This is a genomic window from Archangium violaceum (genome assembly GCF_016859125.1).
GTDB lineage: Bacteria > Myxococcota > Myxococcia > Myxococcales > Myxococcaceae > Archangium > Archangium violaceum_A.
The window spans coordinates 8,696,295-8,717,129 of record NZ_CP069338.1; the positions used below are offsets into that span (position 1 = coordinate 8,696,295).

General features: G+C 65.5%; 14 protein-coding genes and 1 pseudogene. 5 read left to right on the forward strand and 10 right to left on the reverse strand.

Annotated elements, in window-relative coordinates; all coding sequences use genetic code 11:
- Nucleotides 1-114: 114 nt before the first annotated feature.
- A complete protein-coding gene (locus JQX13_RS36970; protein WP_203404134.1) occupies nucleotides 115-957 on the reverse strand; it encodes an SDR family NAD(P)-dependent oxidoreductase in 843 nt (280 codons plus the stop codon).
- Between the two features lie 524 nt (nucleotides 958-1,481).
- Here JQX13_RS36970 and JQX13_RS36975 point away from each other — a divergent pair.
- Entirely contained in the window at nucleotides 1,482-1,871 is a 390-nt protein-coding gene (locus JQX13_RS36975; protein ID WP_203404135.1) for a hypothetical protein, read from the forward strand.
- Between the two features lie 247 nt (nucleotides 1,872-2,118).
- Nucleotides 2,119-3,381 (forward strand): hypothetical protein, encoded by a 1,263-nt coding sequence (locus JQX13_RS36980; protein ID WP_203404136.1) that lies wholly within the window; start codon nucleotides 2,119-2,121, stop codon nucleotides 3,379-3,381.
- Between the two features lie 100 nt (nucleotides 3,382-3,481).
- Here the strand turns inward: JQX13_RS36980 and JQX13_RS36985 are convergent, their stop codons facing one another.
- Nucleotides 3,482-5,722, reverse strand: coding sequence for an ATP-binding protein (locus JQX13_RS36985; RefSeq protein ID WP_203404137.1), 2,241 nt, complete (start codon nucleotides 5,720-5,722; stop codon nucleotides 3,482-3,484).
- A 385-nt stretch (nucleotides 5,723-6,107) separates the two neighbouring features.
- On the opposite strand from JQX13_RS36985, the gene JQX13_RS36990 reads away from it, so the two are divergent.
- Entirely contained in the window at nucleotides 6,108-6,860 is a 753-nt protein-coding gene (locus tag JQX13_RS36990; RefSeq protein ID WP_203404138.1) for a transposase, read from the forward strand.
- A 436-nt stretch (nucleotides 6,861-7,296) separates the two neighbouring features.
- On the opposite strand, the gene JQX13_RS36995 is transcribed toward JQX13_RS36990, so the two are convergent.
- Nucleotides 7,297-8,628: an Ig-like domain-containing protein gene (locus JQX13_RS36995; RefSeq protein ID WP_203404139.1), complete on the reverse strand. Its 1,332-nt coding sequence runs from the start codon at nucleotides 8,626-8,628 to the stop codon at nucleotides 7,297-7,299.
- 863 nt (nucleotides 8,629-9,491) lie between these two features.
- On the opposite strand from JQX13_RS36995, the pseudogene JQX13_RS37000 reads away from it, so the two are divergent.
- Together JQX13_RS37000 and JQX13_RS37005 are read left to right on the forward strand one after the other, a co-directional pair.
- Nucleotides 9,492-10,651 (forward strand): annotated as a pseudogene (locus JQX13_RS37000) (IS701 family transposase); the annotation flags it as partial.
- Nucleotides 10,652-10,900: 249 nt separating this feature from the next.
- The gene (locus JQX13_RS37005; protein ID WP_203404141.1) at nucleotides 10,901-12,160 is read left to right on the forward strand and encodes a GAF domain-containing sensor histidine kinase; all 1,260 of its coding nucleotides are present in this window, start codon (nucleotides 10,901-10,903) and stop codon (nucleotides 12,158-12,160) included.
- Nucleotides 12,161-12,228: 68 nt separating this feature from the next.
- Here the strand turns inward: JQX13_RS37005 and JQX13_RS37010 are convergent, their stop codons facing one another.
- From JQX13_RS37010 to JQX13_RS37040, 7 genes are read right to left on the reverse strand one after another with little or no spacing between them, the layout of a single operon-like run.
- Nucleotides 12,229-12,870, reverse strand: coding sequence for a hypothetical protein (locus tag JQX13_RS37010; protein WP_203404142.1), 642 nt, complete (start codon nucleotides 12,868-12,870; stop codon nucleotides 12,229-12,231).
- Nucleotides 12,867-14,807 carry a hypothetical protein gene (locus JQX13_RS37015; RefSeq protein ID WP_203404143.1) on the reverse strand — a complete coding sequence of 647 codons (1,941 nt, stop codon included), beginning with the start codon at nucleotides 14,805-14,807 and terminating at the stop codon, nucleotides 12,867-12,869. Before JQX13_RS37015 ends, JQX13_RS37010 begins: the two co-directional genes overlap by 4 nt.
- Nucleotides 14,804-15,649, reverse strand: coding sequence for a hypothetical protein (locus JQX13_RS37020; RefSeq protein WP_203404144.1), 846 nt, complete (start codon nucleotides 15,647-15,649; stop codon nucleotides 14,804-14,806). The genes JQX13_RS37015 and JQX13_RS37020 overlap by 4 nt, the downstream gene beginning before the upstream one ends.
- A complete protein-coding gene (locus JQX13_RS37025; protein WP_203404145.1) occupies nucleotides 15,639-17,645 on the reverse strand; it encodes a hypothetical protein in 2,007 nt (668 codons plus the stop codon). The genes JQX13_RS37020 and JQX13_RS37025 overlap by 11 nt, the downstream gene beginning before the upstream one ends.
- Complete coding sequence (locus JQX13_RS37030; RefSeq protein ID WP_203404146.1) at nucleotides 17,646-19,490, reverse strand: hypothetical protein; 1,845 nt, start codon at nucleotides 19,488-19,490, stop codon at nucleotides 17,646-17,648.
- Nucleotides 19,490-20,116: an OmpA/MotB family protein gene (locus JQX13_RS37035; protein ID WP_203404147.1), complete on the reverse strand. Its 627-nt coding sequence runs from the start codon at nucleotides 20,114-20,116 to the stop codon at nucleotides 19,490-19,492. Before JQX13_RS37035 ends, JQX13_RS37030 begins: the two co-directional genes overlap by 1 nt.
- Nucleotides 20,091-20,831, reverse strand: coding sequence for a MotA/TolQ/ExbB proton channel family protein (locus tag JQX13_RS37040; protein ID WP_203404148.1), 741 nt, complete (start codon nucleotides 20,829-20,831; stop codon nucleotides 20,091-20,093). Before JQX13_RS37040 ends, JQX13_RS37035 begins: the two co-directional genes overlap by 26 nt.
- Nucleotides 20,832-20,835 lie beyond the last annotated feature (4 nt).

The following is a 20,835-nucleotide window of genomic DNA, read 5'->3' on the forward strand; positions in this document are numbered from 1 at the left end:
GTGCGAGCAGCTCGTCGCCCCCGCGGAAGTGTTGAGCTGACCGGGCCAGAAGCCCGAGCGTGTGAGCCGCGGTGTCTGCTCCGCGGCTCTCGCGCCCGAACCCGTGCCGTGCGATCAGTCCAGGTGTTGCGCGGGACGCACCCCGTTGAGGAAGTTCGTGATCGCATGCTTCGCGATCTCCTGCACGATCATGCGGCGCGGAAGCAGCTTCTGGAGCAGATAGAAGCGCCGATTGTGACGGCCGGGCACCCACAGGGGCCCCTTGCCGAGCGCGCCAATGGCTTCCTCGGCCACTTCCTTCGGGGTCTGGAAGCGGCCATGCTTCGCGTGCCCCTGGGCCACGGCCTTCATGATCTCTGGCGAGCTCGTGAGTCCGGCGGAAAGCGATAGGACGTCCACTCCGTAGTGACGAAACTCCTCCCAGAGTCCTTCGCCGAGCACGATGTTGTAGGCCTTGGTCGCGCCGTAGTGCGTGTAGTAGGGCGCGCCCTGGAGCCCGGAGCCGGAGGACATCAGGATGATGCCACCCCGCCCGCGGCGCAGCATCGGCCGCGCGAAGTGGTGCACGAACTGCATCGGGTTGACGACGTTGACGTTCAACCGGGTCAGTTCGTAGTCGAGCCCCAGGCCCGGCTTGTAGAACGGGCCGACGTCGGACAGGGCTGCGTTGTAGACGAGCATACCGAGCTCGCGATCGCCGACCGCCGCGAGGGCACGCGATGCGGCCTCGGTGGAACCCAGATCGGCGACGATGGCCTCGCACTGAACGCCATGGGTCGATTGAAGCTCCCGCGCCTTCTGTTGGGCCGCTGTGGCGTCGCGGTCCAGCACGAAAACGTTCAAACCGCGTTGTGCGAACGCTTCCGAGTACGCGGCGCCAATACCCGCCGCTCCTCCCGCCACCAGCGCCCAGGGGCCATAGCGACCCACGAAGGCCGCATCTCCTTTCACTTCCATGTCTTCACCCTCTTTCACCGTGGTACCGCGCGAGTTCTACATCAAAGTCGTCACGGTTCCAGGCAGGCCGCCGAGCCACGAGGGTCCTATCGCTCCACCCGATTCAGCCACCACGGAGGACACGGAATTCCTGTGCAATCGCGAAGCACGCGCTCCGGGAAACGGGGTAAGCGCTCGGTGGACCTTACCTTCCGAGAGAAGGGAGGGCCGTGCAGCGTTGCGAACCAGGAGGTGTGGACATGGGACGCAACGGCTGAAATGGCTGGACCGGCGCGGGCTATATCGTGCTCGACCCGGCGACGGGGGCCGGTGGTTACCTCACCGAGGGTGGTGCCAACGGTGGCAAGGTGCTCGCGGCGATCAGCGAGGTGGCGCCTCGGCGGGCTTCGGTATCGCTATGATCTTCGTGGACCTCACCAAGATAGTCCAGGTCATCACCGCCGCAGCCGGCTGGGGAATGGTCGCGGGTAACGCTGTCTGGCAATGCTTCTGAGCGCGGGCGGCAGGAAGGAAAGGAGCGGGTGATGACCGCGCGGCGCGAACAGGACTCGTCTCGCTCCAATGCGCTGCTCGCGTGGGTGGCCGCGGCTGCGTTCGTGGCCGCGGCGGCCTGGCCCTCCGTGGCCGGGTCGGAGTTCCCGCTCGTGGGGCTGCGTCCCTTGTCAGACCCACGAGCCGGGTGGCCGCTGGCGGGCGCGACCGTGGCGCTCGCTGCCTTCCTGTCCGCTCCTCGCTGGCACTCGCGGCGGACGCTGCTCGCGTGCGCCGCAGTGACGCTCGCGCTCTTCCTGGCAACGGTGTTCTTCGTCGCGCCCGCGGCCGCGCTCGTGTTCGGCTTCCTCACCGGCAACCTCGTCCGGGAAAACTGGCGGCCGGAGCGCGGGGGCTCCGCCGGCGGCATCTCGCCGAAGTGACTCCGGGGAGGCTCTGTCCATTGCGGTGCTGCGGCCTTGCTCGATAGGGAGCGAGCCAGGCCGTGTGAGGGCCGAGCATCCAGCCGAGCCATCGCCTCGCGCCCAGGGAGGGGAGGGTGCATGAATACTGTTCGTGCGCCGGGCCGACAAGGTGTTCGTAAAGCACGGACAACCCACCCCTTTGGCCGCTCGTGAGCAGGTGATCACATGCACACCCTTCCGTGTGCAACACGGCGAAGGAGGGGACATGGGAGAGTACGGGAGGCGTTGGAGAGGGGTGTGGGTCGCGGCGGTGCTCGCCCATGCCGCGGCTGGATGTGCGGTGGAGCAGACAGGAAGCGAGCCGCGGGCCGTGGAGGAACCACAGGACGCCCCGGTCGTTCCGGAGCAGGAAGTGGGGGAGGATGCGTCGTTCGCCCCGGAGGGGTGCGAATCGGCGCCGTGGGGGATGGGGCGCGCGCTCTCGTGCGAGGAGATCCGACCGGCTGAACCGGGCCCGAGCAGGAGCTTCATCACCCGCGCGAATGCTCCCGAGGCGGATTGTGGACCTGGAACGGGCGACGGCGCCGGTCATCTGGCGCTCTACAATGCCGGCCCGTTTGGTGCGCAGGCCTGGAATGTCGTGTTTCGCGATGGCACCGACACGGAGAACCTGCTGCTGGGCGGGGACCTGGCCCTGGGCGTGATACCGCAGCCGCGCGGATTCCACATCGCCCGGATTTCACCCGGTGGCGCGACGCTGACGGTGTACTCCTCCAGGGGGGAGTTCCTGCGCGCGGTGCCCCTGACCGACGCGGGAGACGTGCCGTTCGACGTGGCCGAGGATCCTCGGGGAGGCGTGCTGGTCGCTCAGTGGGCCTCGGGTGAGGGTGACACCCAGGTTCTGCGGTTCCAATTCCTCGATACGAGGGGGCAACCGCGGTCGGAGCCCGTCGTGGTGCGGAGCGCGCCTCGGAGCGAGGAGCGCTCCGTCATCGCCGGGGTCGACACGCGGGGGCGCGTGCTCCTCCTGCTGCGGGAGCCCGGGCGCGACACCTGGGTAGGGCAGTGGCTGCGGCGAGACGGAGATGCGCTCACCGAGCCCTTCGCGGTGCCGGTTCCCGCCAACGCGCCTTCCCTGGTCCTCGAGCCGCTGGTGGAGGGCGGACTGGCGCTTCGTGTCGAAGGGGAGTGGGTGCTGTGGTTCCCCAATGGGGAGGCGGAGGCGCATCCGGCGCCGGCATGGCTGGCGGCTCATCCCGGCTCCGACCTGTACCGCATCCGCAATGGCCGGGCCTACGCCCTGGTGCCACCGCCCACGCTCGTCGAGGGCTCTGGCTGCCGGGAGTCCATCCGGCTCTTCTCCAGTGATGGGACGGACTGTGGCGAGCTCACGCTGCCCTTTGGCGCGGGCACTTGCCTCGGGCGGCCCGGCATTGCCCTGGATGGGACTGTCATCCAGCAGCTCCAACTGGCCATCCCCGCCGCGGATCAGTGCGCCTGGCGCTGGTGGCCGCGGCTGTTGAGGTAGCGGGGAAGGGGAGCGAGGGAGGTGTCCCCCGACGCGCCGATGCTCGACACCTGGACGCGGAGTGCCCAGGCCTGGGACGTGATGAACCTCGAGCCTTCCGCTATGTGACCACTGGCAGCGTGAAGAAGAAGGTGCTGCCGGAGCCCACCTGGCTCTCCACCCACAGCTGGCCTCCATGGGCTTCGACGATGCCCTTGGCGATGTAGAGACCGAGCCCGGTGCCCTCTCGCGCGCGCTTCTTGGCTTGCCAATACCGGTTGAACAGGTTGGGCAGTTGCTCCTTGGGAATACCCGGGCCGGTGTCTCTCACGGCGAACCTCGCGGCTTTCCCCTCCGGCTCGATCGTGAGCTGGATGGAGCCACCCTCCGGGGTGAACTTGATGGCGTTTCCAATCAGGTTCGAGAGCACCTGGAAGATTCGATCCCGGTCCGCTCGGACCAGCATCTCGGGTTGACTCACCTTTTGTGAGATGGAGATCCGTTTCTGCTCCGCGAGCGGATTGAAAATCTCCAGGCACTCCTCGAGCAGGCTTTCCAGCTCCTCCGGCTTGAGCTCGACGGAGAAGCGTCCCGCCTCGATCTTCGCGAGATCGAGCAGATCCCGGATGAGGGTGTTCATCCGCTCCGTCGCGCGCTGGATGCGCTCGGCCGAGTTCTGGATCCGCCGCCAGGGGCCCTCTCGGTCCAGAGGCAGGGCACGGAGGATGAAACCTACCTGGAGATGGATGACCCCGAGTGGATTCTTCAAGTCGTGCGAGACGACCGCAACCAGGTCATCCCTGGCCTGGACGGCCTTCTGCTCCCGAATCACCTGATGCCCCAGGTCTACCTCGATGGCGTATCGCCTCAGGTCCGCGGCGGCCTCCACCTCGGTCGGCGTCCATGGCAACGAGTTCGAGCGGACGACCTCCTTCCACAAATCGAACGAGCGGCGCGGGTGGAGGCGTAGCTCCTGTCCTTCCCTCTCGACAGGCTTGGTGGGGTCGCCTCCCCAACTCACCGTCTGGAGGACTTCCGGCCGGAACCACAGGACGTAGTCGGGGACGGGCTTGGGAAGGGAGAGCGCGAGCAGGCCGCTGGCGACCTCCTTGAACGACTCCGCTGGCGGGTAGAGGCGAGGGAGGGCCTTGGTGTGGAAGAGGTCCTCCTTGACCGTCTCGCGCAGCCACTCGACGAGGCCCGTGATGGCCGCTTCTGGAGGGACACGCCCCACGGTCCAGCACCTGCCCTCGCAGTACACGGCCGCGCCGCTCGCTCCAGTGAGCGCCAGCAGGTCCCCTGGTGGTTTGACGAGGCCGGCGAGGGCCTCTTCCTCTTCGGCCCGCATCGCTCCCACCAGTCGCTCCTGGCGCCCTCGCAGCTTCTTGCGGAGCTCCATCTTCTCGCGCTCCTCCATGACTCCTATCAGTTGGGAGGTGATGCGGCCGATGAGCTCACACGCGGCCCGCAGCTCATAGGAGAGGTACCTCGGGGAGGAGTGGTTCGCACAGGAGATCAGTCCCCAGAGCCTTTCGCCATGGACGAGGGAGACGCTCATGGAGGCGCGGAGGCCCATGTTCCGCATGTACTCGATGTGAATGGGCGAGACACTCCGGAGGACGGAGAAGCTCAGGTCGAGGGGCTGCTGATTGTCGGGCCGGAGGTTGGGCAGGATGGGCGCGGGCCTGTAATCCCTGTCGGGGATGATGCGCAGCCAGTTGAGCAGGTAGAGCCGGCGTGCCTGCTGGGGGATGTCCGAGGCGGGGTAATGAAGGCCGAGATACGCATCCAGGCCCTCCAGCTTGTCCTCGGACAGGACTTCGCCATTGTCCTCCTCATCGAAGCGGTAGAGCATGACCCGCTCGAAGCCGGTGAGCCGGCGCACCTCGGTGGCGGTCGTGTCGCAGAGCTCGCGCAGGTTCCTGGCCATCTGCAATTGGGCGATGGCCCGCTGGAGGCGGCGTTGGAGGGACCAGGCTCCCTCCTCCTCCATGGCCCGTACCGGCTCGAGTTCCAGAAGGGTGGCGCCCTGATGGCGATGGACGATTCCGTCGAAGGCGCGCGAGCCCACCGTGACGGGAAACGGGTTGTTCTCCTGGGGGCGGTTGCTCCGCAGCGCCTCGGTCAGAAGGCCCAGCGCGGTCCCATCGAGCAGGCCCTCGAGCGGGCGGCCCAACAGCAGCTCTGGTTCGATGCCCAGGACGTCCGCTGTGTTCGCGCTCACCTGGACGACCGTCAGAGAGGGCTCGTGCAGGGCGAACAGGACACCATGCGGTTGAATGGAGCCCGGAATGTGGATGGGCTCCTTGGCGCAGTTGGTGAGATCAACGGCTTGCCCGGGCAGGGACGTGTCGGTCTTCATCGCGAAGGTCCAGGTGGAGACATCTGCTCGGTATTCCAGCACGCCGCTGAGCCGCTGAAGGCGGGAAGAGCGCATGGCCGGCTGGAAGAAAGCATGGGACAAGGAGGGGACAGTCCATTCGTGGGCATCACTCACTTCAACGTTTCCTGGAGGTGACGCGCTTCCGCGTTTCCTTCGATCGGCGAGTGGGGGCGAACGCTTCTTTTCCTCGTTTTCTGGAACCTACTCGTTTTCCGGGTCGCCGTGGGCAGATATGTGACGGGAATGGAGAACTGACCCTGTTACCGCGCACGCGTGTTGATGGAGATTTGGACCGGCTGGTTGATGAACATCAACGAGGATGAGCGGACTTGGAGCAGACTCGGTGCTGGATCCATCATGTTCCATGCGCGCGGGGAGGACATGGCCGATAAGGGGCTGTGGCTGGGGCGAATCCAGCAGGTGCGCTGCTTCTGGCGTTGGGCTCGCACCAGCTTGGGACCGGCGGTCTTGGCGTGTCGTTCAGGCCGAGGCACCGGCCGGTACTGGCAGGGGCTGCTGCCAGCCAGGGAGCGGGCAGCAGCCGCAGCCTGCGGAGCGCTACGAGCTGGCGTGGTGGAAGAAGGCGCGCGTCAACATCGACTACCACATCTCGCTGGACGAGCACCTCTACAGCGTGCCGTACCAGCTGGTGGGCAAGCAGGTGGAAGTACGCGCCACCACGACGTGCGTCGAGGTCTTCCTCGGAGGTCGTCGCGTCGCCAGCCACCCTCGCGCCAGCGGGCCATGGCCGACGACACTGCCCGAGCACATGCCCAGCTTGCACCGCGCCCATGCTCAGTGGACGCCCTCGCGAATCCTGGAGTGGGCGGCCACGGTGGGCCCCTCCACCGCGGCATTGGCCGAGGAGCTGATGCGCCGGCGCAAGTATCCCGAGCAGGGTTTGCGCGCCTGCCTGAGCATCATCCGCCTGAAGGAGAAGTACGGCCCGGAGCGGTTGGAGCGTGCGTGCGCGCAGGCGCTTCGGCACCGTGCCTGTACCTACGGCAGCGTCTCGGCCATCCTGCGCAACAAGCTGGAGGCAGTGGAGCCGGTGGCCGAGGAGCGCGCCGCGCTGCCCGTCTACGAGAACATCCGCGGCCCTGACTACTACCACTGAAGTGAGAGTCTTCCTACCCCGCGGGCAGTCCGCGAGCTCTCTGCCCCGGGGAGCGCGGCGTCGCGCGGTGCGCGCCGCCGCGCGCTATTGCCGAACTCGCTCACGTAGAGGAAAGCCATGCTGATGAGACAGACACTGGAGAAGATCAAGGCGATGAAGCTGCTGGGGATGGCCAGCTACCTGGAGGGGGGCTGGAGATAAAGGCCCAGGTGGTGGAGCTGGCCTCCGGTGCACAACGCCCACCGCATCAAGCTGATGGGCGAGTCCATTCGCAAGCCGCATCGAAAGTTGACGACCGAGCCGAAGCCGGAGAAGTGAAGGGCACCAGCGTCGCTCCGCTCCGATGAGCGGCTTGAGCCGGAATCGGTAATCGGCTTCGCCCGGAACGAGTGATCACGATGGCCGGAATACGCAAACACTCCTCCAGAACTCCAAGTCAGGGGTATTCGTAGGTTATTTTGAGTTCGGCCAGCTTGGGATGGCGTTCAGCATCGGAGCAAACCCAGTCGCTGGCGTTGTTATCGTCGCTTTCTTTTTCGAATCGGAGCCGAAACTGAGTACGCCTGTTGCGAGTTGCTCGATCCATCCAGTCGTTTTGAACCAGATTGGTAACGTCGAACCCGCCATGGCTTGAGTCAATATTGGAGGGGGCGATGATAGCAGGGCTCAGGGGGATGGCGTGGAAGTCTTGCGCAGCCTCCGGATCGGGGTCGTCTCCCTCTATGCTATTAAAATCGCGCTTGTCCCCGATGTTGACCTGCTCAAGCAGAAGTTGGCCAAATTTATTGAAAGGGTCACCTGCCTGGCCGCTCACCCACCATTTCAAGTTGGCGTAAATGATGTTCTTGGTGTCCTCCGGAAGTGCATCGAGCTTAAAACCAACAAACAGTCGATTGGTTTTATTGCCGCTAGCGTCGCCAACGCATTCTAGATTGTAGAAGTGAATTCCATGATACCCCGGCGCCGAGAGGGAGCCGCTCGTCTCTCGATCGAAATCAATTGTGATGGTATTCAATCGAAGAGTTCTAAATGTTCCAGCGATAGCGGTCTGCAGCGCATTGCCGGAAGCATCCTTTGCCACCACTGATACCTGCCAGTTGATGTCTACACCATGATCGAAAGATCTGTTGGGCCTGAATGTCATCTCCGTTCCAGCATCGTTCCAGATGAACGCACCCGAGTTGAATCCAATCGGCGAGGTGATTGCGAAGGCGCTCTGGACTGAGGGCTGGTCCATGGGCTCCGAGAACAGGATCGTGATCGCTCCCATACGATCGACCCCCGTCGCCGAGTTGCTCGGGGCAAAGCCGAGAGCCATGGGGGGCGTGGTGTCTGGCGCTGGACCGGTAGTGGTGAATGATATGGTCCGATTCCCCGTAAGCTCGTTCCCCGCCACGTCCTTGCCAACAACAGTTAGTGTGTAGGGGGCGTTATGCGCCAAGCTTGACGCGGGCTGGATGACCAACCGGGTGTTTCCGAGCGACCACGTGAGCGCTTCGAGAGGAATCGGGGGGCTGCTGGAGACCTGCACAGTATCGATATCCATGGGCTCGGAGAACTCGAATTCCAGCCCAGTATTGAGTGCGACGTTCGTGGAGCCGCTGGCCGGTGTGCTGCGAGTGATGCTCGGCAGCACCGTATCTTCGGGCGTTCCTGCATCCGGCTGCGTACCCGAATCAGGGGGGCTGGGTTCGATTTCCGGCACGTTGATGCATGCGGAGAGTAATCCGATGAGGACCAGGGGGATGTATCGTTTGGTGATTGGCATGCTGCTCCATTATGCAGGGCTCATTCCAGATTCCTGATGCTGGATCCCAAGGGCTTACGCGCGTAAGTCCCCGAAACGACTCGTGGAGAATGCCTCAGTCCAGCCGTGTCGGGAATCGAGTAGGGGTCCTCGTCTCGCTCCCAGGACGCACCGTCTACAAGCTCGGACCCGCCCCCCCCCCCGAACACCAGCGTCGCATCAGGAAGTCCTCCCTGGGGCTTCCCGGGTGTTACCACAGCGTAGATGGGGGGCGATTGGCTCGAAATTGGACTGACGAGATGATGGGAGGTGCCGTAGGTGAGCCTGCCCCGATTTTGTGGCATTCTTCTCGGCGGTATCTCTGACAGCCTGCGGCGGTACGGAATGGACGGAGGGCTCCACACGCCAGCCGCCGGAGTCGGCACTCGTGGCGGAAGGTGCGTCCAGCCTCATGGCGGGCGTGGGCGCGCCGGGAACCCGGGGGACCTGGACCTCGGCGGCGGGCCGATGCTGGAGACGCCGCTGGCCCAGCGTGGAGCCGCACCTTCGCGAATGCGCGCCCCGGGCCCTGGGGCTGCTACCTGGGGGCTCGGGGACGTGGAGTTCACCCCCGAGCAGAACGGGACTCCCTGGTTTGCGAGCGGCTCCACTCGGCTAATACTACAGTGGGACTTCTAAAACGGCATGAGGGAGGACCCGCGCACTGCACTGCATGGACCTCTCCTCTGTTAGGGTAACGGCGCCAGCTCGGCGCGCAACTTCCCAGGTCAACCCGACGACACTACCTGACCGGAGGGCAGCCAGGGGTCAGGACGTTGGGAGTGACTGCGGAGGTGGAACGGTTGAACCCAATGGGAGAAGTAGCATTCCCAAAGGGGGAAGCCATGCTCGCCACTGCCGCGTACGACGAGAGGGAGGTCCACATCATCCAGAAGCTCACCGCCGCGTGGGAGGAGGTGTTGACCTGGCTCAAGCGCCACTTCTGTCGTCCGGAGACACAGCGCTCCGCCGAGGCTTTCGTGCGGGCGCTGCTCTCGCGTGCCGAGCGCAAGAATGCCTGGGGTTTGGCGGAAGAAGCGGGCAGGTACAACCCCTACGCCTTCCAGCACCTGCTGCTCGGGGCCCGGTGGGATGCGGACGCAGTGCGCGATGACGTGCTGGCCTATGCACGCCAGCAGTTGGGCGAGGGAGGCGAGCTGGTGTTGGACGAAACGGGTTTTCTCAAGAAGGGGAACAAGTCGGCGGGAGTGGCGCGCCAGTATTCGGGGACAGCGGGTCGGATTGAGAATTGTCAGGTGGGCGTCTTCCTGGCCTATGTGACGCCTCGCGGGCATACCCTGATTGATAGGGAATTGTATCTCCCCCAGGAGTGGACGCAAGACAGGGACAGATGTCGCCAGGCTGGGATTGAGGACACGGTGGCCTTTCTTACCAAGCCGGAGCTGGCCCGTGTCATGCTCGAGCGCACTTTCAATGCGGGACTGAAGCCTTCCTGGGTACTCGGTGACGAGGTGTATGGCCGGGACGGGACGCTACGGCACTTTCTGGAGCAGCGGCACCAGCGCTACGTATTGGCGGTGGCTTCCAATACCTACGTGTGGCGGGGAATGGCTCAGGTAACGGCCGGTGAGGTGCTGCGAGAGGTGAAGCCGAGGGACTGGACAGTCCTGTCCGCTGGGAAGGGAGCCAAGGGTCCCCGTCTGTATGAATGGGCTCGTGTGCAAGTCAATTCGCACACGGGAACCCTGGCGCGGTGGCTGTTGTTTCGCCGGAGCCTGACGAATGCCACCGAGGTAGCGCACTATCTGGTCCATGCGTCAGCCAACACCTCGCTGGAGGCGATGGTGAAGGCTGCTGGGAGTCGCTGGACAGTGGAGGAATGCTTCGAGTCGGCCAAGGGCGAGGTGGGCCTGGACGAATACGAAGTGCGCAGTTACGCGGGGTGGTATCGCCATATGACATTGTGCATGGTGGCGCATGCGTTCCTGGCGGCTTCTCGGGTACTGGCCAACAACGAGGAGGAAGCCGTACTGCTCCCAAAAGCACTGGGCCCGATGCGTCGCCCTCGCCGGATGCTCCGGTTTCGTCGGCGCCAGGGCCTGGCCTCATCCGCTTCTCCATCCAGGAAGTCCGGCGGCTGCTGCTGAACATTGTCTGGGTGATACGGCCGGCCCTGGAGTTTGTCCTACACTGGAGCCGCTGGCGACGCCGCCATCAGGCCATCGCCAAGCTCTGCCATTACCGACGCAGAGACCCGGACCTCAAAGTCCCACTGTAGTACTAAGCTACAGCCATGAAGTTCTTGGGCGAACTCGATCCAGTAGCAACCCAGCGGACGCAGGCGTGCAACGCGCGCCTTGTCGATCCCAACCGTCTGCAGGCGATCCGGGACACGGGGCTGATGGACACGCCTCGTGAGGAAGCCTTTGACCGCCTCGCGCGCCTGGCAGCCCAGCTCCTGCATGTTCCCTTGACCATCTTTTCCCTGGTGGACGCCGATAGACAATTCTTCAAGGCGGACTTCGGCCTCCCGTCGCCGTTCAAGGAGACTCGAACGTTGCCGATCGATGCCTCTCTTTGCCGCTACACACTCGAGGGCGAGTCGATCATTTCGTCGAACGCTCCGGCCGACCCCTTCCTGAGGCTTCACCCGTCGACCGGCCCCTGGGGGATCGTCGCCATCATCGTACTCCCGTTGATCAACCCTGATGGACACGTGCTGGGGACCTTCTGCGCCATCGAGCCCAAGGTGCGCGAGTGGACCGAGCATGATCTCACGATCATGCGAGAGCTGACCGCTTCCATCATGACGGAGATCCATCTCCGCGAGCAGATCCAGAAGCTGAAAGCCGAGCAGAATCTCCGGGAGACCTTCGTCGCGGCGTTGACTCATGATCTGCGCACGCCCATGACGTCATCGAAGCTGCAGCTGCAGCTTCTCGGAAGACGCCACGCGGACCTGCCCGGTGTCCAGACGGCGGTGACTCGGGTCACCCAAAGTCTGGACCGCGCGGAGCGCATGATCCAGGACTTGCTGGACGCCAGCGCACTGAGAGCCGGGAAACCGGTGTCGCTGAAGCTGAGCCACTGCGACCTCCACGAGATCACGGCTCAGACCCTGCAGGAGCTCGCGGCGGTTCACAAGGAGCGCTTCGTCCTGAAGGCAGAAGGCGAGATTCCGATGATCGGGGACCCGAGCGGGCTCCGCCGGATCGTCGAGAACCTGGCGTCGAACGCGGCAAAGTACGGCGCGCCGGACACTCCGATCGAAGTATTGCTCGGCCGGCGCCATGACGAAGTGACGCTTCGAGTGACGAATCAAGGAAACCCCATCCCCGAGGACGAGCTGTTGACCATCTTCGAGCCGTTTCACCGGTCGAGGTCCGCGACGGAGAGCGCCCACAAGGGCTGGGGGCTGGGGCTCCCCCTGGTCAAGGGCTTTGCTGAAGCGCACGGCGGAAGGGTGACGGTGACGAGCTCGTACCAGGACGGGACCTGCTTCACGGTCACGCTTCCGCCCACCCCGGCGCAGCGGACTGTGCACCACGCTTGAACCGCTCGATGGGTGGCGGGGTTGTTGTCAGCGACCTGGCACCTTCCCTTGATGCATCCCAGACGGCCTCAGAACTCGATCACGAGGCTGATCCGATTGGGCAGCACCTGAGCCCGCTGTGAGCTCAACCGGTACGTAGGGCTGGAGAGAACGCGCACGACACAGTCGCGCTGCTCGCGCTTCAGCTCCGCGCCTGGGCCCAGGGGCTCGAACTCGTGGTCCGCCACCGCGCCGCTCTCCGGGTTCACCGAAGCCGTCCAGCGCAACACGCCAGGCCTCTCCGTCCCCGTGAAGCACTGCGCGAGCCGGGGGCTGCGCGCCGCGACCTGCAGGCGAAAGTCGTCGAGCCACGTCGGCGGCGCTTGCGTATCCCCTTGATAGCGACCGCGCGGCTGGGGCTTGACCTGGGCCCGCAGCGGTTCGCGCCTGGGCGGGGCAGGCGCGGGAATCTTCGGCTTGACCTCGGGCTTCTCCCGCACCACGGCCTTCGTCGGCGGTGGCGCCTGCTGGCACTCGCAGCGCGTCAGGCAGGCGAGCAAGAGCAGCAATGCCAGGCCCACCGCACGACGTACGCGTCGGCGGTTCCTCTCGCGGCGCACCGCTGGGAGTTGCCGCGCACGCTCGCGCGCCTGTTGTCGCATGAGCGCCAGCGAACGGCGCAATTCCTCGCGGCGCTGGCGCATCTCTCGCCGCAGCTCGCGCGGCGTCATTCGGTGATCCTCCAGCCGAACACCAGCGCGCCATTCGCGTCCCGCCACTCCACCGGTTGCAGTGAAAGGGGCGAGAAGGCCGAGGGCGCCTCGGTTTCTGACGTCCGGAACGGCCACGGCAGCGGATCCGCTGGAGCCAGTCGGATGTTGCCAGCGAACGCCTCATGGCGGGGCGACAGGGCACGGGCCCTCCCCTCGGCCGAAGTGTCGAGGTAGCTCAATCCCTCGAGGATGGCCTGCGCACGGGCGCGGAGCTCTTCCGCCGTGCGGACGTGCGCATTGCTCCCTCCCGTCCCGGCCGCGAGCGAGTCGAGGACACGGATGACGAGCTTCAGCATGGGAACATTCGCCGCGCGCACGTCCGCGTCCTCGGCCTCGAGGTGCTCCAGGAGTTGCCGCACGAAGCGCAGCGTGAGGTAGGGCTCCTCGGCCGCCGCGTCGCGAAGCCGCGTAGCCATCTCACCCGGCTTGCCCTGAGCGAGCGGACGCAGCCGTGCGATGTGCGCGTCGAACGCCCCGCCGCGCCGGGCGCTCGCCACCACCCGCTCGAACGAGCGCTCATCGCTCCTCAGCGCGGCCCTCCAGACCAGATCCTCGATGACCGGGTTGTACTCCTGCCGCGGCACCAGTGCCTTCAACGTGGCGATGACCTCCTCGCTGGTCTCGTAGCGCGACAGCACATAGGACAACCACCTCCGGGCGAGCGCCCGGATGGCAGCCGATTCGCGAGACTCCTCCGCCGTCGCCATCGCATAGGCGAACGAGCGCAGCGCGTCCTGCTGCTGTCCGGACTCGAGGAATGCGACGCCCCGGTGCAACGCGATGACCGACCGCTCCCGAAAGCCGGTGCCAGGCTCGAGCTCGAGGAGCCGCTTGCCTCGTTCACCCGCGATGAGCTCACCGCGCCTGCTCGGTGTCTCGCCCGCGTCCAGGTGGCCGATCCACGCCTCCAACTCATCGCCGGCCTTGCGTTCGATGAGCGCGTCGATGATGTCGAGCACGAGCTGCTCCAGGGCTCGAGCGTCCCGGGCCAGGGGTCGTGCCTGCGCGAACAGAAAGAGGCGCCGCTGGCGGTTCAAGGTCAGCCACTCATCCGCCCGCCAGGTCAGGCTCCGGCGCAAGAAGGCCGCCTGCTCCGAATTCTCCGGCCACGCCGAAGCCGCTTCACGCACCTCGCGAATCCCTTCGCTGGAAACGCCGGCGTTTCGGGCCCGCTGCGCCACCGTGAGGCCCTGTTGCCGGGCTTGCCGGGCCCGCAGCCGCACCAGTGCGAGATCGAGGTCGAAAATGCGCGCCTCCACCGCGGCGACGCTCTGGACCTTCTCGCGCACCAGGGTGTGGAGAGACATCTTCAGGAGCCGACGCAGCAGCAGCCCCGAGCTGAGGCGATCGTCGAGGTCATACCGGGGTAATAGGTGACCCGGCTTGAACTCGGGCAACTGACCCGACTCGAACATCGTGAGGTAGGGAAGGAGGCACTTGCTGCGGAAGAAATTCACCGAGCGCAGCTCTGGGGCCGAGAGGACATCATTGAGTGAGATGAACCGCTGCTGCCGCCCGACTTCGAAAGCCCTGAAGGGAGCCGGTATCTCGGGCGGGGGACCCTTGACCATCGCCTGGGTCACCCAGTTGTGCAGTGCCAGCGGCCACAAGCCCGCGCCCCCCTGATCGTCCTTGGGAAAACCGTCCTGACACAGCCCACGATTGCCCAGCGCGGCCCACACGACGGAGCGGAACTCCTCGTCATGGCTCCCGCGCTCGCCCAGGTTGGCCAGGCTGTTGTGGAGCAACCAGAGCTTGAGCACCTCCTCCGGCCGCTCCTCCCGAAGGGCCAGCCGCGCGTTGTAGAAGACGAGCGTCTGATTCGACGGAGGCTCGCTCGCCACCGCGGCGGTCGCCAGGGTGAGCGCGAGGAGGGGGACGGCCCAGGACCTCAAAACGCCCACCCCGCGCTGAAACTCAGCTCCCACCACAAGCCGAGCCCGGAACCGTCAACTCCCGAGATGAGCGGCAGCGCGACCAGGACGCGCGGAGACAAGAAGCCACCGGGCTGGAAGTAGATGTCGAGGGAGAACCCCGTGAGGAGACTGTATCTCGCACCATCGAGCTGCATTCCGGGCAACCGCGAGCTCTCGAGGTTTTCGACTTCCCGCTCCGACAGCTTCGGAGCGAAGAGCGACGTGACGGTTTCGCCGAAGCTCGCGCCGGAAAGGGAGCCCGGGTAGAACAGGTAGCGCAGACCCGCGTTCGCGGAGAACACCAGCTCGGTCGCGGGAAAGAAACCCGGCCGTGCCGTCGCCACCCCTTCGGCGAGCGGGTAGCCCAGGTTGAGGTCCAGCTCGAAGCGGCTGGGACGCCCGGATTGGCGGTAGGGCGTGAGTGCCAGCTTCTCCGTGCTCGAGCTCCCCCGCGTGAACACCCGGGTGATGGCGATTTCGCCCAGGAAGCCCCCGATGGGCGTACGAACGAACCCGCCCAGCCGAGTGCTCTTGAAGTTGTTGAGCTCGAGGAGCTGACTGCCCACCAGCCCGATGCCGGCCCGTGTCTGGCGCCAATCGAAGCGCACGGCTCGGGATGCTGTCCCGATCATCCGCTCGTTGAGCGCCTCGAACGGCGTGCGATGGCGCTCGATCGTCGTGTCCTCCTTCTTGGATTCGGAATCGGCCGCCTGCGCGTCGTCGCCGCGAGCCGGCTGCGTGGAATCGGCGGCTGGCTCCTCGGCGGCCCAAGTCGTCCGCGGCAGCGCCAGACAGGCGATGAGGAGCACGCTACGGATCATGAGGAAAGCCTCCGTCGGCCGGATCCGGGTAGCGTGGGCGGTAGCACTGGTTGCGGTAGCTCTCTCGGAAACGCCTGGTGACGTTGTAGACGCCGTCCGAGTCGAAGGTCGGATGCTCACAGAAGCGTGTGCACTGCAGGAGCGTGTCGTCGAGGGGGAACTCGTCCTCCAACCACATCTCGGGGCCGTACGCCTCATTGCTCGTGGTCGGAATGCCGAAGGGCACGGTGAGCGAAAAGGCGCTGACCGCCCCAGCGATGAAGACCTCGTATCGAAGGCGCGTGACAAAGGGAAAATCCCAGCGCAGCCCAAGTTCATAGACCGGCTGGGGTGTCGCCTCGTGAAGCTCGGGCAACGTCTCCAACGAAGCTGGCTCGGGGCTCAACGGGGTGCGAAAGACAACGTAGGAAGCGCGCGGGTTGTCCGACATGCAATGCGAGAAGACGTCACCCGGCGCCGCCGTCAGGATTTCATTGTTGAAGAAGGTGATGACGCCGAATTCGCCGATCTGGATGTTCTCTGAAATCGGCGTGCGCTCGGGTGCCAGGAACCGCAACTCGCGCATCTGGCCCGCCTGCGCCTCGGAGTACTTCGAGACGAACGTCAGGTACTGCGCACGGGTGGGGAGGATGGGCAGGCTGTTGATGCGAAACGGCCCCACCTGGAGGTCGGACCTATCCGGCAGCACGGGACAGGAGTGCTGCGACTGGTCGGGAACCTGGTCGAGATCATCCACGGCGAGGTTCGCGGGGCACCAGAGCACCAGACTCTTGAGCGGCGCGCGCCCGAGCGTGTGGGAGAAACTGTCGAACACGAAGGCACCGCTCACTCGCGGCGAGCTCTTGTCACGCTCGAAAGGGAGTGTCTGCTCCAGCGCCCGCTCGATGACGTTTGCGAGCTCCCCGCTCGGTTCGTCGTGATGAAGGGCCAGGGTGAGCACCATGTCCCGTCCCTGGGTGCGGACCTCGTCGATCCGTGCACGAAAGCGGGCCGAGAGCTCGGCGGCGAAGCCGGTGTCGCGCCAGTCGTCGATACAGATTTCGGGCGCGCCCGCGATCAGGAGCCGCTGCATCTGCATCGACAGATGGGGATTGGAGATCGTCCTCCTGCAAGGCCTCAACAGGAAGCCGATGGCGGTATTGGCGCGGATGGGGCTGCGCAAGGCGGGGAAGGCGGGGCGAACCTCGGGGTTCTTGCGCGCCAACGCCACCGCGTCGAATGTGCCCTTGGCGTCCGTCACGGTCGCTCGGGCGCAGACGCCAGAGGAGGTCGAGGCCGACAACGGCAGCTCGTCGTCACCGAACATCGCGCGCGTCGAGGTCTCGAGCGGCGCCCAGCCCAGTGGAGTCAGCGCATCCGGGCACGCGGAGGCGGACGCGTATCCATAGGGATTGTCGTCGGGCGGCCGAGCGATATCGCCGTGCCGCGGGTCGGCGATGCGGAAGGTGCGCCGCAACCCCAGCTCCTGCACCTCGTGGTTGCGGAGGGTTGGGAATTGGTGGCGGGCGCGCCACTGCACGTGGGTGTTTTTCTCGTCGAAGACGCCATACACGACGAGGCTACGGCTCCTGTGGGGTGGTCCCGTGCCGACGATGTTGAGTTTCGTCGGGGGGGTGAGGGCCAGCACCCCGTCGCGGTGGTAACGCAGGCGAACCCCTACCTGCCGCGGAACGCGCTCCACGTGCAGGCTGGTGCTACCGCACCGAGCCGTGATGCCACAGTCGACCGGTACGTGCGTATGCACCGTGCTGAGCTGGGAGAGGGGAGTCCAGGGCAGCTCGACATCATCGGTGCGGTAGGAAACCTCGATCTGACTCTCGGGCCCGAGGCCCTGTTGGGCGTTGGCGCGATAGAAGATGAAGAGCGTCTTCTCCTCCTCGAACCAGGCCGCGTCCGCGAGCGCGAACCCCGCCTGGATGTCGGTGAGCGGCACCTTCTCACAGGAGGCGCAGGCGAAGAGCACCAGGAGCAGACATGTCCGGCCGAGGGTACCCATTCAAGCCATGATCTCCGAGAACGAGACCTTGCCTCGCGCCACCAACTTCTTCACCGCGGACACCAGCTCGTTGTGACCACGCTGCGCGACCTGGAGCTGATCGGCACGAGAGACGAACGCCTGGTTCGCACGTACGGCTTCCTGCATGGTGGGCGCAAGCCGGCTGATGAAGCTCTCCTGCCACTCAGGATTCTGAACCGAGGACCAGCCGGCAAGCCCCTTGAGATCCACTTCGAGCAGCATGTCCGCTCGAAGCTCGTTGGGCAGCTTGAAGAGCATGTCTGGATAGAAGATGTCCTCGTACCAGCGCGGAAACACACCATTCGAGCGCTGGAGCGCGTTCGTGAACAGGGACTGGCGATCTTCGGCGCCGATGTGCGCGAACAGCACCGAGAGCGCTCCCGCTGCATCGAGCTCGCGCCCTCGATCGAGGATGTCGTGTGGCGCCGGCTTGGGAGCGGGCGGCAGAGGCAGCCCCGCCCGCGCGGCATCCAGCACCTCGAAGAGGTATCCCCGCTCCTCCTTGGACATGCGGTTGGACGACAACAGCTGACTCGCGACCCGCAGGCGAAGCTCGGACGACAGGGTGCGCGCTACCTCCTGCTGGCCGTCGGTGGGCACCAGGGCGAAGAGCAGCGCCCCGAACCTCAGCGGAAGCTTCTCGATCAGCTGGACCACGCCGACACTGCCGAACTCCTCGCGAAGGCTGCGGTAGATTTCCGCGTCGGACTGCGCGAGCAGGGACGACGAGATGGAATGTTGGTTGAGCTTGCGAAAGAACTCAGCGTCCGAGGGCAGGCGCTCCGGGTCCACGTTTCGCAGGAACTCCGCGAGCTCCACCTTGCGGATGGCGAGCTCGCCATCCGAGGAGAACGCCAGGGACAGCCGGTCACCAAAGACGAAGATGGCCTTGGCCAGGAGCTCGAACTCTCGCGCCTTCAACCACTCGCGCATCAACTCCACCACGCCGCCCTCGTCCTTGCCCAGCTCGGCCTGGGCGATCCGGTCGGTCCACAACCGCTGCTGCTCGGTGACGAAGGCGCTCTCCTCGCGCTCCTCCGCCGAGGGGACCTGGGGAGCCGCAGGGGGGTTCTCCGCCGCGGGTGCAGCGGCCTCCTGCGCGCCATCTGACTTGCCGAGCGTACCGGCCGCCAGCTGCGCCAGCATCGCCTTTTCCTCGATCGACTCCCGCCCGAGGCGACGAAGCCCCCAGATGATGACCAGGGTGGCCAGGGTCCCCATCACCAACGCGATCATCCACGAGAAGTGCGGAAGCAGGCTCACCCACAACTCGCGCAGCGCCACCCCTGCTTCCCATCTGGCGGGCGGCTCGGGCTGTGGGGCGGGCGCGGGCGCGGGCGGAGGCTCGACGCGGGGCGGCGGGGCCGGCTCGGGCGGCTCGCTCAAGCTCGCGGAAATGGGCTCGAGGATCTGACGTCCCACCGTCACCTGGAGCCAGCCCTTCGACAGCCGCTGCTCCAGCCGCCTGACGAGGGCCTGGACGTCGCGGGACGAGACGGACTTCTCGTGGGCGAAGTCGCAGCGCGCACTGGTGAGGTACTCCTGCGGCGGCACGCTGCCAGGGCCTTCGGAGTGGCCAAGCCCAGGCAGGGAGGACGAGTGCGGCATGTCGACCACCACGTGGTCGCGGTAGACGCATCCCTTGGAGACACAGCGCTCAGATGCACAGTCGCGCGCCAGCGCGAGGTCGAACTGACTCTCGAGCGCGCGCAGCTCCATCAGCACGGGCGAGGGAATGTGCTTCTGCGGCACCGGAGTGACGCTCGTCTGGGCAAGGGCACTCAAAGGCAACGCGAGTGCGAGCAGGGAGATGAGGTTTCTCATCAGTAGATTCTCACGATGACGCGGCGGTGCCGGGCCAGACGCTCCTCGGCGCTCAGCCCCTTGAGTTGCTCTTCAGGCAGCGGCTTGGTGTCGGCGTAGCCCTCGACGCGAATCCGCTCGCGCGGGATTCCGACATCCTCGAGCCGCTGCCTCACGACGATCGCGCGTGCGCTGGAGAGCTCCCAATTCGAGGCGAATAGCCCCCCGTTCACGATGGGCGTGGAGTCGGTGTGCCCCTCGACCGCGAAGCCGTACTTCTTCGAATAGGGCGCGAGCACCTGCAGCATCGACGCCACGGTCTGTTCGAATTCGGGACGCAGCTTCGCCTTGCCCGAGTCGAACACCAGCCCGGAGTTGAGCGAGAGCTCCAGCCCCTCGGCCGACACGCTGGTGTGTACCAGGTCCTGCAGTTGCTTGCTCGCGATCTGCGCGTCGATCTCCTTGCGGATGGACTCGAGGCTCGCCGGGCTCTCGGCACCGGACATGCTCTTGACGATCTGTTGCATCCGGCCCTTGTTCAAGTTCGCCGCCGTGAGCAGCACGACGAAGAAGAGCAGCAGGTTGGTGATCAGATCCGCGTAGCTGAGCAGCCAACTTTCATCATGCCCCTTGGCGCGCCGTCGCATGGCTCACGACCCCCCCTCGAGCGACCAGCTCATTGACGCTCTTCTCGCAGCGCTCGAGGAACCCCAGCCGCTCATCGAGCAGTCCATTGAGATAATGACCGATCGGCCCGGCGACGCCAGCACCGAAGGCCACCCCATAGAGCGTGGCGAGCAACGCCAGGGACATGGCCGATCCGATGTTGAGGTTGTCCGAGTTCATGTTGCGGAACAGCTGGATCATTCCGGTGATGGTTCCCACCATTCCGAATGCCGGGCCGAGCTTGGAGAGCATCTCCCAGTTGCTGATCGCCGGCTGCCAGCGGCTGATCTCCTCGTGCCGGAGCTCCAGGAAGGCCTTGGAGCTGGCGACCTCGGGTGAGCGATTGAGGATGAGCTCCACCATCTGCTTGATCGCGGCGAAGCGGCTCTTCTCCGCGAGCGAGAGCGCTCCACTGCGCTTGCCCTCGCGCCAGAGGGTGTAGAGCTGCTCCCGCTCGGCCTCCATCTGCGAGGTGGCGTGGCCGAAGAGGCGCAGACCCGGGACGAACTCTCGCAGGCAGAGAAGGGTGCGCAGCGCCGTTGTGTGGCTGGAGCTGACCAGCACCGCCGAGGCCGAGCCCACCACCACCATCACCAACGCGTGGGGGTCGAACGCCGAAACGACCTGCGCGTTTCCGCGATCCTTGAATCCGAACCAGACGACGAACCCCAGAACGATGAATCCGAGAATCTGCACGAGG

What these genes read in the sequence shown, in the direction of transcription:
- JQX13_RS36970 (WP_203404134.1), bottom strand. Translation starts at nt 957, where the DNA reads ATGGAAGTGAAAGGAGATGCGGCCTTCGTGGGTCGCTATGGCCCCTGG.
- JQX13_RS36975 (WP_203404135.1), top strand. Translation starts at nt 1,482, where the DNA reads ATGACCGCGCGGCGCGAACAGGACTCGTCTCGCTCCAATGCGCTGCTC.
- JQX13_RS36980 (WP_203404136.1), top strand. Translation starts at nt 2,119, where the DNA reads ATGGGAGAGTACGGGAGGCGTTGGAGAGGGGTGTGGGTCGCGGCGGTG.
- JQX13_RS36985 (WP_203404137.1), bottom strand. Translation starts at nt 5,722, where the DNA reads ATGAAGACCGACACGTCCCTGCCCGGGCAAGCCGTTGATCTCACCAAC.
- JQX13_RS36990 (WP_203404138.1), top strand. Translation starts at nt 6,108, where the DNA reads ATGCGCGCGGGGAGGACATGGCCGATAAGGGGCTGTGGCTGGGGCGAA.
- JQX13_RS36995 (WP_203404139.1), bottom strand. Translation starts at nt 8,628, where the DNA reads ATGCCAATCACCAAACGATACATCCCCCTGGTCCTCATCGGATTACTC.
- JQX13_RS37005 (WP_203404141.1), top strand. Translation starts at nt 10,901, where the DNA reads ATGAAGTTCTTGGGCGAACTCGATCCAGTAGCAACCCAGCGGACGCAG.
- JQX13_RS37010 (WP_203404142.1), bottom strand. Translation starts at nt 12,870, where the DNA reads ATGACGCCGCGCGAGCTGCGGCGAGAGATGCGCCAGCGCCGCGAGGAA.
- JQX13_RS37020 (WP_203404144.1), bottom strand. Translation starts at nt 15,649, where the DNA reads ATGATCCGTAGCGTGCTCCTCATCGCCTGTCTGGCGCTGCCGCGGACG.
- JQX13_RS37025 (WP_203404145.1), bottom strand. Translation starts at nt 17,645, where the DNA reads ATGGGTACCCTCGGCCGGACATGTCTGCTCCTGGTGCTCTTCGCCTGC.
- JQX13_RS37030 (WP_203404146.1), bottom strand. Translation starts at nt 19,490, where the DNA reads ATGAGAAACCTCATCTCCCTGCTCGCACTCGCGTTGCCTTTGAGTGCC.
- JQX13_RS37035 (WP_203404147.1), bottom strand. Translation starts at nt 20,116, where the DNA reads ATGCGACGGCGCGCCAAGGGGCATGATGAAAGTTGGCTGCTCAGCTAC.